Annotated in this window: 18 protein-coding genes; 1 reads left to right on the forward strand and 17 read right to left on the reverse strand. The window is 36.8% G+C overall.

The window, feature by feature from the left end; all coding sequences use genetic code 11:
* Positions 1 to 212: hypothetical protein (locus CJF42_RS21980; RefSeq protein WP_170940706.1), on the forward strand; the 212-nt coding region annotated here is incomplete at its 5' end.
* Positions 213 to 339: 127 nt separating this feature from the next.
* Here CJF42_RS21980 and CJF42_RS21985 read toward each other — a convergent pair.
* The 17 genes from CJF42_RS21985 to CJF42_RS22065 form a co-directional block, all read right to left on the reverse strand.
* Positions 340 to 1,344 carry a phage late control D family protein gene (locus CJF42_RS21985; RefSeq protein ID WP_141235627.1) on the reverse strand — a complete coding sequence of 335 codons (1,005 nt, stop codon included), beginning with the start codon at positions 1,342 to 1,344 and terminating at the stop codon, positions 340 to 342.
* Positions 1,345 to 1,360: 16 nt separating this feature from the next.
* Positions 1,361 to 1,573: a tail protein X gene (locus tag CJF42_RS21990; RefSeq protein ID WP_095368739.1), complete on the reverse strand. Its 213-nt coding sequence runs from the start codon at positions 1,571 to 1,573 to the stop codon at positions 1,361 to 1,363.
* A gap of 6 nt (positions 1,574 to 1,579) precedes the next feature.
* Complete coding sequence (locus CJF42_RS21995) at positions 1,580 to 2,032, reverse strand: phage tail protein (RefSeq protein ID WP_095368724.1); 453 nt, start codon at positions 2,030 to 2,032, stop codon at positions 1,580 to 1,582.
* Between the two features lies 1 nt (position 2,033).
* Positions 2,034 to 5,183, reverse strand: a complete 3,150-nt coding sequence (locus CJF42_RS22000; RefSeq protein ID WP_095368725.1) for a hypothetical protein — start codon at positions 5,181 to 5,183, stop codon at positions 2,034 to 2,036.
* A gap of 242 nt (positions 5,184 to 5,425) precedes the next feature.
* Complete coding sequence (locus CJF42_RS22005; protein WP_095368726.1) at positions 5,426 to 5,683, reverse strand: phage tail assembly protein; 258 nt, start codon at positions 5,681 to 5,683, stop codon at positions 5,426 to 5,428.
* 6 nt (positions 5,684 to 5,689) lie between these two features.
* Positions 5,690 to 6,199, reverse strand: a complete 510-nt coding sequence (locus tag CJF42_RS22010; RefSeq protein WP_095368727.1) for a phage major tail tube protein — start codon at positions 6,197 to 6,199, stop codon at positions 5,690 to 5,692.
* On the reverse strand, positions 6,199 to 7,521 hold the full coding sequence (locus CJF42_RS22015) for a phage tail sheath subtilisin-like domain-containing protein (protein ID WP_095368728.1): 1,323 nt from the start codon (positions 7,519 to 7,521) through the stop codon (positions 6,199 to 6,201). The genes CJF42_RS22010 and CJF42_RS22015 overlap by 1 nt, the downstream gene beginning before the upstream one ends.
* A 152-nt stretch (positions 7,522 to 7,673) precedes the next feature.
* Positions 7,674 to 8,009, reverse strand: coding sequence for a GPW/gp25 family protein (locus CJF42_RS22020; RefSeq protein ID WP_095368729.1), 336 nt, complete (start codon positions 8,007 to 8,009; stop codon positions 7,674 to 7,676).
* A 38-nt stretch (positions 8,010 to 8,047) separates the two neighbouring features.
* Positions 8,048 to 8,344 (reverse strand): PAAR domain-containing protein, encoded by a 297-nt coding sequence (locus CJF42_RS22025; RefSeq protein WP_095368730.1) that lies wholly within the window; start codon positions 8,342 to 8,344, stop codon positions 8,048 to 8,050.
* A gap of 9 nt (positions 8,345 to 8,353) precedes the next feature.
* Positions 8,354 to 9,040, reverse strand: coding sequence for a phage baseplate assembly protein V (locus CJF42_RS22030; protein ID WP_095368731.1), 687 nt, complete (start codon positions 9,038 to 9,040; stop codon positions 8,354 to 8,356).
* A gap of 11 nt (positions 9,041 to 9,051) precedes the next feature.
* Positions 9,052 to 9,639, reverse strand: a complete 588-nt coding sequence (locus CJF42_RS22035; RefSeq protein ID WP_141235628.1) for a hypothetical protein — start codon at positions 9,637 to 9,639, stop codon at positions 9,052 to 9,054.
* 130 nt (positions 9,640 to 9,769) lie between these two features.
* Positions 9,770 to 9,997 carry a DNA helicase UvrD gene (locus tag CJF42_RS22040; RefSeq protein WP_095368733.1) on the reverse strand — a complete coding sequence of 76 codons (228 nt, stop codon included), beginning with the start codon at positions 9,995 to 9,997 and terminating at the stop codon, positions 9,770 to 9,772.
* A 2-nt stretch (positions 9,998 to 9,999) separates the two neighbouring features.
* Positions 10,000 to 10,515: a hypothetical protein gene (locus CJF42_RS22045; protein ID WP_095368734.1), complete on the reverse strand. Its 516-nt coding sequence runs from the start codon at positions 10,513 to 10,515 to the stop codon at positions 10,000 to 10,002.
* The gene (locus CJF42_RS22050) at positions 10,512 to 11,774 is read right to left on the reverse strand and encodes a hypothetical protein (RefSeq protein ID WP_095368735.1); all 1,263 of its coding nucleotides are present in this window, start codon (positions 11,772 to 11,774) and stop codon (positions 10,512 to 10,514) included. Before CJF42_RS22050 ends, CJF42_RS22045 begins: the two co-directional genes overlap by 4 nt.
* A complete protein-coding gene (locus tag CJF42_RS22055; RefSeq protein ID WP_095368736.1) occupies positions 11,771 to 14,578 on the reverse strand; it encodes a phage tail protein in 2,808 nt (935 codons plus the stop codon). The genes CJF42_RS22050 and CJF42_RS22055 overlap by 4 nt, the downstream gene beginning before the upstream one ends.
* 64 nt (positions 14,579 to 14,642) lie before the next feature.
* On the reverse strand, positions 14,643 to 15,203 hold the full coding sequence (locus CJF42_RS22060; protein WP_095368737.1) for a phage tail protein I: 561 nt from the start codon (positions 15,201 to 15,203) through the stop codon (positions 14,643 to 14,645).
* Entirely contained in the window at positions 15,196 to 16,191 is a 996-nt protein-coding gene (locus tag CJF42_RS22065) for a baseplate assembly protein (protein ID WP_095368738.1), read from the reverse strand. The genes CJF42_RS22060 and CJF42_RS22065 overlap by 8 nt, the downstream gene beginning before the upstream one ends.
* Positions 16,192 to 16,531 lie beyond the last annotated feature (340 nt).

Genomic DNA, 16,531 nt, shown 5'->3' on the forward strand with positions numbered 1-16,531 from the left:
CTGTTGAGGAAGTGAAAACTGAAAAACCAACATTAGTTTACGGTCACGCTACAGCACCAATGACAACGCCTGTTTCTATTGAGCTTGAATCATCAAACGCATTACCAACAGCAATGCCAGATGATTTACGTCCTGTAGTTGTAATCAGTACACAAGCATGCGGTTCAATAGCACCCGTTGGTCATGCAAAATCTGAAATGACTGTATGTTAAATGTCTTTATTTTGAATTGATATAGACTGTTTGGATATCACTTCAATTTATTTTTAAAAAAGGCTTCTATTAATTTAGCAGCCTTTTTATTATATTAGCGGTCTTGTTTAACGCCTAATAATTTGCGTTATTCAGTTAAAAGCACACACTGCGCCTGACTTACAAATCCTTTGCTATCAATCGAGTGTTCAACTTGTGATACAAACCACCTGCCATCAATGCCATCTCTAACACCTTCTACTTTTATGACGCCCCCCGCTATCACATTTGGCTCACCAATAAATTTAAGATCTATTGATTTCGCCATTCGATTTGCATGAGTTAGCCTGGCTTTGGCGGCTAATTTTGCAGTTACTTCATTGGCATACGTTAAATTTAAATCAAAACACGGTTTATCTGAGCCAACTTTAACTTTTTTTCTACTTGCTGTAATAAAATCGTGATACCAAGCTTGACATGATTTATAACCTGGATATTGAGTATTTAAAGCCGTCCAACTTAATAGTTGCTCCCGAACTAAAGTTACTTCTTTGAGTTTTTTTCCACTGGTCGTTTTACCTGTACCTCTTGGAATAAAAACTAAAAAGTCATCAATTATTTTAACAATAGCATCATAATAACTAGCTAAACGCGTTAGCAGTTGCATATCACTTTCATTTTGCTCAATAGCAGGTAATTCAATTGTATTTAGTTTAGATGATAATTTTGCTTGTAATCCATATTTACTAGCTATTTTATCAACCAGGTTTTTTAATAACAAAGGCTGATCTGGGTCAGATAACCAACTAAATTTTAAAGGTATTTGCAGCCCTTTTGACCAAATAGATTTATTACCAAAAATAGTTAATGTATCTCGGACCCCATCCAAAGAGAACTCACTGACATCAAATTGACCAAAATTTATTAACTGACTAGCATCATCAGTCGCTTCTTGAGCATAGCCTAATGCGATAGAAATGGTATCGTCAGAACTGGGTAACTGTATTGGGTTTTCTCTATGATCATCAATTTCAATTATACATGTATCACTTATTAAACCTGATTTTTGACGTACTCGAACAGATACCACACGATCCATTAATGATTGACTAATGTCTTTACCATTTGCGTTAAGTACAAAATAAGGTGTCATATACATAAATTACCCCTTAATCCCAAATTCTAACGATATTACTTACTTTAGAAACAGATATTTCAGGTAAGATAATAACTATATTTTCGGGATATAATTCCCCTAATGCTGCGAGTCCAGGGTTATGTTCTAACACTTTTTCGACCACTCCAGATAAATGCCCGTAATGCTTCCAGCAAATATAATCAAGACAATCACCTTCTCTGGTACGGTAATTTACATTACTCATATACATTTATCCTTTATATTTAATTTTATTTTCAAACGCTTTTAAGGACATAGTAAAGCTAATTTCTCTTGGGTTACCATCAGCTAAAAATATGCTTCTTTGCTCGCTGATTTTTTCAATACACCAAGAACCCAATATTCGACCTACACCACTATTTGAAGTAGAACCTGTTTCTATATAACACAAAGGTAATGGTTTACCTTTACTGGCTTCTTCGCGCATCATATCAACTTGTTTTAACCCATTTTTTACAAGTTGTGGATAAATAATCCCCTCAATATTCAGCGTTCTGCCACCTGGTCCAATATATTGTAACAAAGGGCTAGATTTTTCAGTTGGTGCCGATTTTGTATCCCAACGATAATTAGATTCATAATTCAGTTTATTAAAGCTTGCACCACTTACTGCAAATTGAAACTCCCCTAACTTCATTTGATACTGGGTGTTTTTTATTTTCATACTAAGCTACCTCATCGATATAACGTAAACGTAAGTCACGTAATGCATCTCGCTCTTTTGCTTCTAATATTTGTTTAATTTCTTGTGCTATTGCAGTTTTATCCATATCAGCAGCGGCATTAACATTTATTTCAGCATTTACAGTGACATTTGCAACAGCAGATGATGAAGACGCTTGATTAGCTGAAAGTTCTCCCTCTTTAATACCGTCATTTTGGTTTAATTGAACCACTTTATTTTTAGGATCCAGTGCAAGATCTTTTGAATTTTCAACTGCACTGGACTGTTGAATTAGACTATTTTCTTCCTTATTTTCTTGCGGAGATTTATCTTGTTGCGTTTTTTCTTCATCATCAGAAAAGAAACCGCCAACAAATCCACCTATACTTTCACCTATGCTTTCACCACCAAAAGCACCTAAAGCACCACCCACTAAGCCACCAATAACAGTGCCAACACCAGGAATGATAGAGCCTAACGCAGCGCCTGCCGCTGCACCGGCTAAAGCACCACCCGCACCACCAGCAGCAGCGCCTACACCTTTTGATTTTTCAGCTGCACTCAATGAATCATCGTTTAAAGTTGACCCTATGCTAATAGCCCCCATTATTGCTGTAAGCGGAGCAGCAACGCGGCCCAATACTTTAGAGGCGGGGCTTTTCATCAAGCTTTTAAATATACCTCCTTTAGACTTGCCAAATGATTTACCCAACTTATGCTGTTTAGTTTGTGCTGTTTGATTTTTGTTTAATTTAGAGGCTTTTTTATTCGTATTATCTGCATCATCAAATTTATGATTGCTGCTAGTCAACTTGCTATTTAGTGACTTATTTTTAACGCGTTTTTGCTTTCGCTTATTTTTACGACCTTTCTTTTTAGCCTTTTGCTTTGTTTTATTTGTTTTTTTATTTTTTTTGTCCGCTATTTCATCTTCATTATCAGAAAAAATATTATCGAATACTCCATCCATAGATTCAAAAATATCTGCTGCGCCATCAAAACCTAAGCCTCTTAATAAATCAGGCCCCGCACTGACCAAGGATTTTAAATCACCACTTAATATACCTTTAAAGTCGAGCTGCTCTAGTCCTGGCATGACATTGCTCAGTATGTCTGCTGCACCATCAAAACCTAAACCTTTTAATATATCAGGCCCAACACTGGTCAAAGATTTTAAATCGCCATCTAAAATACCTTTAAAGTCGAGCTGCTCTAGTCCTGGCATGACGTTGGTCAGTATGTCTGCTGCACCATCAAAACCTAAACCTTTTAATATATCAGGCCCAACACTGGTCAAAGATTTTAAATCGCCATCTAAAATACCTTTAAAATCGATTTTTTCGATCTCAGGTAATACACCCTCAAATAAATCTGCAGCCTCATTTAATTTAAAGCTACGTAATAACTTAGGCCCAGCTTTAGTGAGTGAATTTAAATCTCCATCTAAAATTTGTTTAACATCGATCTGGCTTGATGCTGAAAAAATATCGGCTGCCTCATCTAACCCAAAACCTTTTAACAGCTCGGGTGCAGCACCCACTAGAGAATTTAAATCACCATCTAGCACATCTTTAAAATTTACTTTTTCTATTCCAGGTAATGCTTTTTCAAATACTGATGCTGCTTCACCTAAATCTAATTTACGTAATAATTCAGGCCCTGCTTTTGCTAATGAACTAAAATCTCCGTCAAAAATTTGCTTAACATCAAGCTGCTCTACTAATGCCATGCCTTGAGATAAAGCATTAGCGGCTTCATTAAAGTCTAATTTACGTAATAATTCAGGCCCTGCTTTTGCTAATGAACTAAAATCTCCGTCAGAAATTTGCTTAACATCAAGCTGCTCTATTAATGCCATGCCTTGAGATAAAGCATTAGCGGCTTCATTAAAGTCTAATTTACGTAATAATTCAGGACCTGCTTTGGCTATTGAACTTAAATCTCCATTAGCAATTTGCTTAATATCAACCTGCTCAACTAAATCCATACCTTGAGATAAAATATTAGCGGCTTCATTAAAATCTAATTTACGTAATAATTCAGGACCTGCTTTGGCTATTGAACTTAAATCTCCGTCAGCAATTTGTTTAATATCAACCTGCTCAACTAAATTCATACCTTGAGATAAAATATTAGCGGCTTCATTAAAATCTAATTTACGTAATAATTCAGGCCCTGCTTTGGCTATTGAACTTAAATCTCCGTCAGCAATTTGTTTAATATCAACCTGCTCAACTAAATTCATACCTTGAGATAAAATATTAGCGGCTTCATTAAAATCTAATTTACGTAATAATTCAGGCCCTGCTTTGGCTATTGAACTTAAATCTCCGTCAGCAATTTGTTTAATATCAACCTGCTCAACTAAATTCATACCTTGAGATAAAATATTAGCGGCTTCATTAAAATCTAATTTACGTAATAATTCAGGCCCTGCTTTGGCTATTGAACTTAAATCTCCGTCAGCAATTTGTTTAATATCAACCTGCTCAACTAAATTCATACCTTGAGATAAAATATTAGCGGCTTCATTAAAATCTAATTTACGTAATAATTCAGGCCCTGCTTTGGCTATTGAACTTAAATCTCCATTAGCAATTTGCTTAATATCTACCTGCTCAACTAAACCCATACCTTGAGATAAAACATTGGCTGCTTCTTTAAAATCTAACTTACGTAATAATTCAGGCCCTACTTTAGTTAAAGTACTTAAGTCACCATCAACAATTGCTTTTACATCTAACGACTCAAATGCATTAATACTTGATAAAACAGGATCTATTGCATCTTTTAAATTAATTGACTCTAAAACTTCAGGCAAGCCATTTACTAAACTTGAAAGGTCACCTGTTTCTAATTGTTTTAAATCTAACTTAGCAAGACCACTCATTGCTTTTACTAATTTTTTAGATTTTGTTTTAAAACCTAATTTACTGATCTGTGAAATTACAGAACCTAACTTAGCGTTATGATCTGTTTGCCCGTTTACTGCTTCCAACTGTTTAGGTGCACTAAACAAAGACTGTGAAAACTTTGTTACTGGACTTTTTGGACGCATTACATTTTTGCTTAAAGCCTCGGGCTTAAATGATTTTGAGCGTCGACTATCTTGCCTGAGATCCTTCTTCGCTTTGGTGTTTTTGTTTTTCATGGCGCATCCAAAAAAAATTTAAAATTGATATGACAAAATATATGTCATAGATAAATTGCGTTGCGTTTGGGAAAGTAAAAAGCAGGAATAAATTCCTGCTTTTTAGCAAGATCATTGATTTTCTGATACTTGCTTATAGTCCAGAGCCGAGTCAAACCACATGGTTAGTTCTGACTCTGTGAGATCAAGTAGCTCTTGCATTCCCCACCCGGTATATTTTGCGAGGGCAATTACCATACTTTTTAAACGCTTGGGCGGGATCCGAGAAAAAGCTGAAGCTTTTCTCTTAACTGAACAAAATCACTCCAGTCCAGTTCTTCGATAATATCAGGAGATACTTCACACAAATGTGAAAAATAATGCACTTCACTTTCTGATTCATGTAAATCACTTCTATCGACCAATAAACGATCTTTCACTTTAGGTCGACGCATTGATAACTCTGTATATTCATGAGCATCTATGGTGACAGGGAAAGCTAATTTAATCATTTCTTTCATCTGTTATTATTCTCCAATCGCTGCACGTAATAATTTCATTTGGTCTTCACCATTAATGATACGTGTATCGTTATAAAGATCGATATTGTAAATTTCATCCTGACCAATTTTCAGCTTATATTTTTGCACTGTATATTGCATAGTCAGCTTTGCTTCTTCGCCATCTTTCCAGTTACCCATATCAATTTCTTTAAAGAAACCTTCAAGCGTAACAACAACGGGTACAGGTGCTTCACCTTGTGCTTGAATAGCGCCGCGAGCTGTCATAGTGGTTGTTTTAACACCCCAACCACCTAACAACTTCATTACCGCATCGTTATATTCAAGTAACGTAATTGAACCTTCTAGTTTTTCTAATTGACCAATATCTAGTTCAATTGGCGCTTGAAAACCCGAAGTCACTTCGCGTGTTTTTACCGTTATTTTTGGTAAAGTAATTTCATCAGCAATGCCAAGATAGCCTTGACCGTCAACAGATAGTTTGAATTTTTTAAGAATTTTAGGTGATTTAGCCATTATACAAGTTCCTCTAGGTAGTTATTTGTTAAGATGCTGCGGAAAACAATATGCTCTGCAGGCGTTGGTGGTGTGAAGTCAAAGCTGAAGTAAATTTTACCTGCTGCAATATTTTCAGGTGTATTTAACTCATCTTCTGGCCAAATTTTACCGCCTAAAATAGCACCTTGCGCTTTTAAGCTATCAAGGTAAGACTGCACACTGTTTGTCACATCTTCGATATAAGTTTTGGTGATATTACGGTCAACGGCCCACATATGAGCACGCAATAATGAATCATTAATCATGTCAGCTGTACGTACTACAGATAAGAAAGCCCATTTAGGATCGGCAGAACAAGTACGGTTACCCCATAATCTAAAACCATCTTGACGAATAATGGTAGATACTTCAGATTCATTTAATAGGTTTGCACGTGCATTACTATCACCTAGTTGGAAATCAATCGCCCGTGCTGTGCCTACAATACCATTCATTAACGTATTGCTTGGGCTCCACCAAAAGCCACGGTCGTTATCTGATTTTGCAATCATACCCGCAACACGCGCACTGGCAGCTTCAACTACCACTTCGCCCTCTTTAAATACTTTTACTTTTGGGTCAACAACAAAAACACGACGAGAGCCAAAGTCTTTACGGTATGCTTTAGCTTCTGCATCATTGGTATTTGGGCCATCAGCAATAATCACCGCACGTAAACGCTCGGCAATACCCACCATTTCTGCTGCAACTGGGTTTTTATTACCACTAGGGCGTTGATGTGTAAAACCAGGCGCAACTAAAATACGTGGTGACACACCTAATACCGATTCTGCTGCTAAAAATGCTTGCACACCTTCATAATCACCAGAGCCTGATACACCGCCCACTAAATTATTTAACGTAGCGGCTTCATCAATATCGCCTTCAGCTGTTAAAGCTTCATCAACACGAATCACAACAACAGCAGCACCCGCTTGGTCAAAAACCCCATCCATTGCAGCAGTTAAAGTCCCTTCAGTTGCATTTTCAAGTTCAGCAGAAGCCAATAAAGCCGTTACTGCAGCTTCACCTGCCGCTTTTGCTTCCGCTTCGGTTTTACCTTCAGCAATCGCTTTAGTAACAGCATCTGTATTTGCTTTTTCAATTGCATATGCCTTAGATAAAGGAGCAGCCTCTTTACGACGCCCCGCCACTAATACAGGTGTATTAAGCGGAAATTTTTCAGCATCAGCAAAGGGTGCCGTACCAATAACACCTATCACAGAACTCTTCACCGTTTTAATTGGACGAGTTCCTTGATCAAGCTCAATTACTTCAACCCCATGTAAAAAATCTGACATAATTTTCTCCTTTGAAAGTGTGTCAGTTAAAAAAAAATCAAAATTAAGCAGCCGATAAGAGATCATTCTTTTATCGATTGATTTTGACAAAATAAAAATAGTTATTTGATTTGATGAGAGAACCCCATCAAAGTTAAAATTGTTTAATAAAGTTAAAAAACAATGCCTTCTAATCGAACAGCTTCGCCATTCAATAAATACTTTCCAATGACTTCTATGCTAAGTTTTCCTGCTTCTATGCGGTTAACAACCACACGTTCTAATTCAAACCTTGGCTCCCATAAGTTAAGCGCTTGTGATATTTCCATCGTAATATCACCCACTAAAACAGCAGAGTAAGGTTGATCTACCAGTTCAAATAAAGCACAACCATAATCACGACGCATAACACGACTGCCTTTGGGAGTGGTTAAAATATCTTCAATACTTTGTTTTAAATGAGCTAAACCAGAAAGACTTTTCCCTGTTTTAGCATTCATGCCTATCATATACTTTTCCTTTTTAATAAAACCAAGTTAAGAATAATTTAGCCAACAGTAAAACTACTGATACCCTGCGCCATTTGTGCACCACAACTTGTACCATCACCTAACCTTACAATCGGTTTTCCCGCTACGCTAAAAGTATTTGCCCCCTCTGAAATAGTCGGTAAAATATGTTTTAATTTAGGATCTGTTACATGACCATGTGTAGCAATGGCATCGCCTTGTCTTAAAACCGCTTTACCCGCAATGGTAAAATTATCAATACTGGCTGAAGCTGTACCAGGTAAAAAACTACTGTGTATATTTGTCATATGATCATCGACTGATACTGCTGGCATAACTCACCTCTATTCTTGAGCACTGATCTTGGTACCATTTAATTTCAAAGTACCACCCGCTTTAATGGTAATATCTGCACTGGCATCTAATAAAATGGCTTTTGCCTTCACTTCAATATTGTCACTTGCTGTGACTGAAGCGCTTTTTCCTGCGGTGATCACCACATTTTCAGCCACAATTGCTGTCATATTTTTACCTACATTCACATCAGCATTTTCTTTAACCGTAACGCTGAGATCACCTTTGGCTTCAGAACCATCAAAACCATTGACATTCATTTCAACATCACCATTAACATCGGCCTTTAGCTTATGTTTTGCTCTGTCGTACTCTATAACTGTACCGTCTTGGTATTTAAATCTATGAATATTTTGACGTTCTTCAACCGCTATATCCGACACTAACTGATGTTGTGTTTGTTGATAAATACTGCCTAAAACCACCCCTTGTGCAGTATCGCCACAAGGTGAAAAAACCATCACTTGCTCATCAATTTCAAGTGCTTGCCAATTAACATCGTTACTGGCTCTATGGGTTAACCAAGGCAACCAAGTTGTAAGCCAATCACCTACTTTAACCTTGACTCTGGCTGTGTCGTAATCAACTTGTGCAACTGTGCCAATTAAAATCATTTTTGCCAGTCTGTTTTGTAAGTCTGCCGAAGCAAGTTCAGCAAAAGGTTGTAATGTATTCATAAATAATCCTTTTAACTTGCAGGCACTGTTACTTGCTCACCTGATGAAAAAGTAGCAATGAGTTGATGGTCTTGGCCATATTGGCCTAGATAAACTTCTTTGATCAGCATGTCTTCATTGTCATCAATGTGTTTAACCAGGTAATACATTTTAAAAAGCTGAGTCATCGTCGCGCTAAATACATTTTGTGATTCACTAAAATCAAATTGTGTATTTTGCGGTTGTACTCTTTGCCACAACACCGCGGTATCAGAGTCTTGTAAACTCAACTCATTTTTTGATGCTATCTCATCTAATAGGGTTAATAATTCACTTGGGCTGTTAGCCTGTAATGTGGTTTTTAATACCAAATGTAATGCCCGTTGGTTATGTAAATTTGACTGAGGCACCAAAATTTGATTATTTTTTTTACCATCTTTATGATCAGTATTTGAGTCAGTAAATAGCACATCTTCTTGTAATAATTTTATAAGCACTTTAGCTTGTGCTGTTATGGGGTTATCTGTTGCTAATAATAAAACTTGTGCTTTATCTTCTAGCTTGGTTTCTAACTGTAACTTAATTGCTTGTAGCATAGCACCACGATTAATTGTCATCATTTAGCCTCATCATTTAATATAGTAAGCTTTTGAATTTAAGGTTATTTAATATTTTTAGGACTTATTTGAGAATAACTAAATGATACGCTTTTATAGTGTAAGCAACAGGTCAATTATGACCCTTAACGCATTAAATTTCATCCCATTCAATGCTGTTGTAACAATGGTTTTTATCAAACCAAAATAACGTGTTTATAACTTTTTCAGCAAGTAACCATCTTTTCTTTTTTGTTTTGTGTGCCTTATAACCGACTCGACCGCTTATAGTATGGTCTTCACTACCATTTAAAAGTAACACATTAAAAAATGCGTCTATTACAATCAGTAAGCGTAAAATATAGCCTTTTTTATGTTTCATAATCACACTACTTTAAACTTATGATCAGCAATACTAAATGAAAAAAGTGCTAATTCAGCTTCGGTTAATTCTGAGTTAAGTAATTCAGTATTAACAATCCACTCACCACCTGTTTTAAAATTCAACGTAATCGTAAACGCGCCATTTTCTATCACCGCGACCATATATGATTTTTTATCTGGCACTCCTTTTACATCTAAGCGTACAAATGGCACTCTAAATTTTTTATTGGGTAACGGTACAACACCCGAGGCCACACTATTACTATTTTCAACTAGCGTGTACTCATTGTCATTATCGTCAAAATCCTCAAGCTTATTTGTTACACTGTCGATATTGATTGGTATAATTTGCGACTTATTAACTACAACCCAATCACCATCAATAAATTTCTGAATCTCATTAATAGAACAATCTGGTGGTGCTATATCCGTAAATAAATATTTAGGTAACGCTTGCCCTTTTTTATGAAGATATGTACCAACAAATAAACCATTTTTATCAAATAAATAATTCATACGATAATATCCCCTACCATTTTCCTGATACTTGATTCATCGGTGTCATAACTATGATGCCTAATATCAGGCACAGTGAACGCATAAGCGGTTAATGAATTGTCTGTGCCATATATGTTTGTTGTTGTTCTTAGTGTTACTGGCTGGCCTGTGTTCCATCCACCAAAAAACACTCCATTCACATTTTGAAATAATGAGTCAGTACCATATATACGATCCCAAACTGTTTTACCATTCAACAATTGATAACAGGCAGAGCCGCTTGATATATACATATCACCATTGGCATCAACTACAAAGTTATAAGTTGAATGAGGTGGGAAAGTTGGTGTTTTAATCCAGTTAGTTCCATTACCACTAACATCATGAAACATAGCATCCTCACCAGCAAGCCAAACACTATTATCTCTCGGATCAGTCATAACAAAATGCTGTTTATAATTGCCAAACCCATATGTTGAATTCATTTGGTTGTAATAACCGTTTATAGATACGCTAATATAATTATTCGAATACCCATATGCCATAATGATTTTACTATTGTCTGCTGTGAAAACCGGATTGTGTTCTTGATTTGTACGCATAAAATTAAGCACACCGCCGGATGCTTGCCCAGCACTCCAAGAAGCTCCTTTATCTTTAGAATAAACAGAGCTACTACAATCATAGGTATAAGTACCTGTGGTATATTGATGACCACCTACCCAAAACTTTGACTCATCATGTGATATTGCCGTGCATGTCCATCTACCAGTTATAGACCCAAAATCAACAGAATGCCGCGCCCAAGTTAGCCCCAAGTCGGTAGATACTGCTATTTCAGGGTTAGATATATTACTAGTCCCTCTATTGTTAACAGCTAATAGGATATTTGTTACTTTACCCATTGAAATTGACTGTAATGAATTAAAGCCTGCTGGTAATGTAAATGCTCTAACTAAAGATTGTGTTACACCATTATCAAACGATTCATATAGGTTTACGTCATCCCACAAGTACAATCTTGAACCATCAGCGCTTTTTTGTCTGTAATATCGATAGCTTTCACAGACTCCAACATTGTTATAAATAGCAGCATTAATAATGTATTTTGACTCTATATTTTCAGCTGTTTTAGGATAATCAGCAACTAAATATTGCGAACCATCCAGTTTAAATAACTTATTTCCTGCTTCTGTTTTTTCTTGTGCTGATTTGATTATTGAACCGGGCTCAAGAGTGACGCCGCTACTGGAATGCACTAGATCTGTTTCAATCATACTTTCCAAACTCCATTAATTTTTAATACTGTGTGAATAACATCTTTATCTTTGATGTTGCATATATTTGATGGTGTACCAGATACGTTTATTTTTTGTCCTGTTGGCGCTAATAGCCGACATTTACCCGCGGATAAATCAACTGAATCATCCACCAAAAATTGAAATTTTGTTCCTGCATCATCGGGAATTTGTAAATCAGAGTGAGTTAAAAACACATGTAATGTGCCTTGTGTTTTTGCTATTTCATTTGCGGTTTTTATTTCAAAAGAACCGTTTTGTGTGTCAATTTCAGATTTTGAATAAGCGCCTATTGTTTCGGGGGTTAGGTTTCCTGCGTGATATACTTCTTTACCCTCAACATGATGATTTGGTGTACCCGCGCCCGCTGACGAGGTTAAGTTGGTCGAGCCTTTTATTGTGCTATGTACGTGAGTTTCTTTTACCGTGAAATTTGGGTCCGTATTCCAAGTGGTTACTTGGTCCTCTGTACTTGACGTTACCTGCCAGACCAGTGAAGTTATAATGTCATCATTACTCGAATCACCAGTCTTAATAGAAATAACATAGACCTCATTACCATTTGATTCTATCTTTACGTCTAATTGAGTGAAGCTACCCGAAAGACTGCTAACAACGATATCTTTATAATGATTACATAGAATATCGAGTGTGCAATCGACAACATTGCCACTACCTGTACCGTGAATCGTAAGTTTAATAGCTGAAGCCAGTCTGTCACCTTGTACCCTGCATACGGGTGTATATGTGTCTTTTGTTACGTTATACACAGCGCCACGAAAAACGGGGAGCGCGCCTATTGTTTCGGGGGTTAGGTTTCCTTCGTGATATATAGTATTTGTACCCCACGCTACCCTACTGGGGTAAACCCTGAATGCGTCAAGTTCACTATAACCAGTTGCATGCTCGGTGTTTGCATTCATAAACATGTAACCAATAGAGTCGCCACTCCCCAAAGCTCCTAATGTTCCGAATTTGGTAGCATCTGCACCAGATGCAAATCTGTGCGCTCTTGCCCACCCACTGGATGGAGTTATTTTTGTTGCAGTAGGGTACGCTGTTAAGCCGTAAGTTGTTGTTTCGAGTGCTATGTTGCCACCGCTTGAAACCGCTAAAGCACCAACATCTGCGGTAGTTGGCTTAAATCCCTCATGATAAGCGCGGTTATACTTACTGCCATCATATAAAAACAAATCACAAGAATCGTAATCAGAACCATTACCTTGCCCAAATAAATGAAATCCTCTGCGGCCTTGATCTCCCTGTCTATAGCTAAAACTACCAAAACCAATTCCAACTTGTCCGCTTGTACTGTAATGGTAATTCTCTCTTTTGTATTTTTGAATATGACTCCATGTATTTAAATCTGATAACCCACCGGCTTCAATATCTGCCGCAGTTGGCTTGTTTCCTTCGTGGTAAATTTCGTAAACATTATCAGCACCTAAACTTCCGCCGCCGACGCTTAATTTGTTTGTAGCTCCATGCAATCCAAAGTTAAACGCAAAATCACCACTTACATGAAAGCTTATAAACGAATCTGCTTGAGGGGTAGCTTGAAGCATTTCAATTGCAGGATTGGAGCCGTAATTACTACTATTAATATATGTGCCCGATGCACAGTAAACTCTATTAGCGGTATCTTTAACAGCTAAGGCGCCAACATCGGCGGCAGTTGGTTTGTTTTCTGCACTATAAGCTGCATCAGCTATTAATGTTCCGGTGATGTTTTGCGCTGTTTGATTTCCAATTAAAATAGACCAACCTTTATGCCAGTTTGATATTTCATAACGTGCATAACCAGCGACAAAATCTACAACTGAAACTTGTGGGTATGACCAACTCTCATCATCTTCCCCTATATAAACACAGCATTTATCACCATCATGACCAAATCTGACCTTATAATTCTTCTTACCTCCAAGAATAAACGCGCTAGGGTTATTCCAGTGGCCGCTGATAAAATTGTAACCAGCAATCATTATTTTGAATGTTTGATCTGGACCATACTCAAAAACGTTAACCGTAAAACCTAGCATTGTAGCTGTCCAAGATTGTGGCAGTTTTATCTTTATAGGACCAGTTAAAGTTGGAGATTCAGTAGAGAAAGTAGCTCCGATCGGGGCTGGGATACTACCCTCTTGTAGCCTTTGAAAACGCTCATCACCCTCAGTCTCTGTTAAATAATCACCTGCAGGGATATCACCTAACTTATCCGCTGTTTTTGCACTTTGTGCTTGTGCATCTTTCGCTAAATACGCGTTCAATGCATCTGTTTTTTTTAAGTATTGATGATGCGGATCATTCGCAGATAAATGTAATGCATTTTCATCATCAACATATTTTCGACTTGCTAAAACAAGTTCAGGATTAATAGAGATTTGAACAACATCTGCGGCTGCCGCATCATAAATCAATACAAATGCGATATCTTTTATCACACCCGTTTCACTATTGGGTTTACTTGAAGGTGGTAAATTACCAATAAAAATCAAATCACCCTCTTGATCAAAACACCCTACTTCACGTATGGTCCAACCGCCTAGATTGTGTGGAATAATGGCCTCGATTTCTATCCAATTGGCGTTTTGAGTTGAAGTTCGAATATTACTCGGAGCAGTTTCAAACACTTGATTTATGAGTTCAGATTCTTCGCCAGTCGGTAAATATTCTTGACCTTTAGCATCACCAAAAACCACCCGAGTAATATTAATGGGTTGTTCGACACTGGCATCTCTAAGTTTATTAACCCCAATACTTGTTGGGAGAGTATAATATTCCATGGTATTCCTGTAGATATTTGATAGACCTAAGCTGCTATTTGTATAGCTAGGTTGATGCGATGTGTTAATTAATTATCGTTTTAGGGTAAATTTTAATATGTTCACCTAAATTACTCGCACACGCAAAATAAAGCTTTGCTCGACTTTTTAGATTTAATGAAATACCCGATAAATGCACTGATTTTCTATCGACTTGATTCAAGCGTTTTTTTATTTCACGGGCGAGTTCTTCTGATATTGATTGCTGTTCAGAATAAACATCTAATTTAAACGTACCTGGCTTAGCTTCTGGTATTTGTTCAAACCACTCAGAGATATCAGCTGTGATTGCAAAAGGTGCCAGTACTTTTTCAATCGCATATCGCGTACCTTTGTATTTATGTAATTCGAATGCATTAAAAACAATTTCACGTTTTACAGCTTCAGGCCAACTATCATCCCATTCATTAACACCATTAGCCCAAGCCAACCAAGGTAAATGATCGATAGAACATGACATAGGCTCCCATAAACTTTTAATTTTATTTACGCTGTTATTGTTTTGAGCTATTTGCAGCGCTAATGATTCTGTTGTTTGATGATCGAAATCTATTTGCAATAAGAGTTGTTTAAGTGTTTTATTCATGTAACTCCTCAGCCGTCACAGTATAGTGCGTACAAAAAGCAACCTGATCATGTGCAACTTCAATATCATTAGTTGGTAAAGTGAGTTGTACTTGCTCTATACCCTCTTGATGTAATGCAGAATAAAGCCCAGATAAACTAATTTTTTTGCCTAATTTATGACGATTTTGGGCATAACGATGAATTGACTGTTTGGCTTTAATTAATATTTCATCTTTGCCAACACCAGGTAAAACCCACAAAACAGCCTCAACCTGATATTCTTGAACATCAACGGCTTTAATAGTTAACCTATCACCTAATGGCCTGATTTTATGTAAACGCTTAGCCTCTTCTAAACTGTAGGTTTTTTTTACACCACTGCCATCTGAACTTAAACCAAAATATGCACGAACATTTGCCAATAAAATATCATTAGGAATACCTGATGGGTTTTGTTCAGACAAGGTACTGAGTATTGTCATCACAATTTCGCAGGGCTCAGGGCTGGTCACATCAATATCTAAAACCTGTGGATCTGATGATAAACCATGAAAAATATAACTGCCTTCACTGCCCGCTGTATTTAAACCATTAAAAGCCATTTGAATACGGCGACGAAAATTTGTATCACTTTCTTGAATTAAGCCTTGAGGAGTTTCTGAGGCGGGCTCATTTTCACTGCCTCCTGTTAACTCAAACGGCCCTTTTACTAACCTTTTAACATTATAACGAGCACCAATGGCTTCTAAATCATGACCTGTGGCAGAAGCCAACATATTTGCTCTTGTTACATCATTTAACTGTGCTCTTAATAAAAGTTCACGATAAGCAAAAGTTTGTAAAACTTGCGTTAAAGGCTCCGACTCTAAATTGAGCACTTGTGCATGTTGTGTGTTTATATTAATGAGTTGCTGTTTTAAATCTTTAAATATGACTTCAAAGTCCAGCGTTTCGATAATATCTGGTACGGGTACTTGAGACAGATCTAATAAACTGTAAGCAGACATAAATTGACCTTTTTGAGTTTATTTAATTGCTTATGGCCAACGTTTACACAACGGCCAAAGCTGTATTAATTTCTTGATTAATCTTCAGATATATTTTTTAATATCTAATATTTTAATGGTTATATTTCACTCATGCTAACGCGTGTCATTAACCCATAAAATTGCAGGTCGCTTTAAATCAGCTTTGTGACCACATAAATGTGGCCACAAAGTTGGCAAAAATATTTTGATAACGGCTTTGATTAAAAGCGACTGCACAGTCGTAGATTTTAACTTTAGGTTTAGCTTTGAGTTTAGCTTATTGAATGTTTTGATTTATGTAACTTCTCAAAAAGCAGTG

The sequence above is a fragment of the Pseudoalteromonas sp. NBT06-2 genome, assembly GCF_002276045.1.
Lineage (GTDB): Bacteria > Pseudomonadota > Gammaproteobacteria > Enterobacterales > Alteromonadaceae > Pseudoalteromonas.

Coding starts and splice junctions, on each gene's coding strand:
- CJF42_RS21985 (WP_141235627.1), bottom strand. CDS start 1,344: ATGACACCTTATTTTGTACTTAACGCAAATGGTAAAGACATTAGTCAA.
- CJF42_RS21990 (WP_095368739.1), bottom strand. CDS start 1,573: ATGAGTAATGTAAATTACCGTACCAGAGAAGGTGATTGTCTTGATTAT.
- CJF42_RS21995 (WP_095368724.1), bottom strand. CDS start 2,032: ATGAAAATAAAAAACACCCAGTATCAAATGAAGTTAGGGGAGTTTCAA.
- CJF42_RS22000 (WP_095368725.1), bottom strand. CDS start 5,183: ATGAAAAACAAAAACACCAAAGCGAAGAAGGATCTCAGGCAAGATAGT.
- CJF42_RS22005 (WP_095368726.1), bottom strand. CDS start 5,683: ATGAAAGAAATGATTAAATTAGCTTTCCCTGTCACCATAGATGCTCAT.
- CJF42_RS22010 (WP_095368727.1), bottom strand. CDS start 6,199: ATGGCTAAATCACCTAAAATTCTTAAAAAATTCAAACTATCTGTTGAC.
- CJF42_RS22015 (WP_095368728.1), bottom strand. CDS start 7,521: ATGTCAGATTTTTTACATGGGGTTGAAGTAATTGAGCTTGATCAAGGA.
- CJF42_RS22020 (WP_095368729.1), bottom strand. CDS start 8,009: ATGATAGGCATGAATGCTAAAACAGGGAAAAGTCTTTCTGGTTTAGCT.
- CJF42_RS22025 (WP_095368730.1), bottom strand. CDS start 8,344: ATGCCAGCAGTATCAGTCGATGATCATATGACAAATATACACAGTAGT.
- CJF42_RS22030 (WP_095368731.1), bottom strand. CDS start 9,040: ATGAATACATTACAACCTTTTGCTGAACTTGCTTCGGCAGACTTACAA.
- CJF42_RS22035 (WP_141235628.1), bottom strand. CDS start 9,639: ATGATGACAATTAATCGTGGTGCTATGCTACAAGCAATTAAGTTACAG.
- CJF42_RS22040 (WP_095368733.1), bottom strand. CDS start 9,997: ATGAAACATAAAAAAGGCTATATTTTACGCTTACTGATTGTAATAGAC.
- CJF42_RS22045 (WP_095368734.1), bottom strand. CDS start 10,515: ATGAATTATTTATTTGATAAAAATGGTTTATTTGTTGGTACATATCTT.
- CJF42_RS22050 (WP_095368735.1), bottom strand. CDS start 11,774: ATGATTGAAACAGATCTAGTGCATTCCAGTAGCGGCGTCACTCTTGAG.
- CJF42_RS22055 (WP_095368736.1), bottom strand. CDS start 14,578: ATGGAATATTATACTCTCCCAACAAGTATTGGGGTTAATAAACTTAGA.
- CJF42_RS22060 (WP_095368737.1), bottom strand. CDS start 15,203: ATGAATAAAACACTTAAACAACTCTTATTGCAAATAGATTTCGATCAT.
- CJF42_RS22065 (WP_095368738.1), bottom strand. CDS start 16,191: ATGTCTGCTTACAGTTTATTAGATCTGTCTCAAGTACCCGTACCAGAT.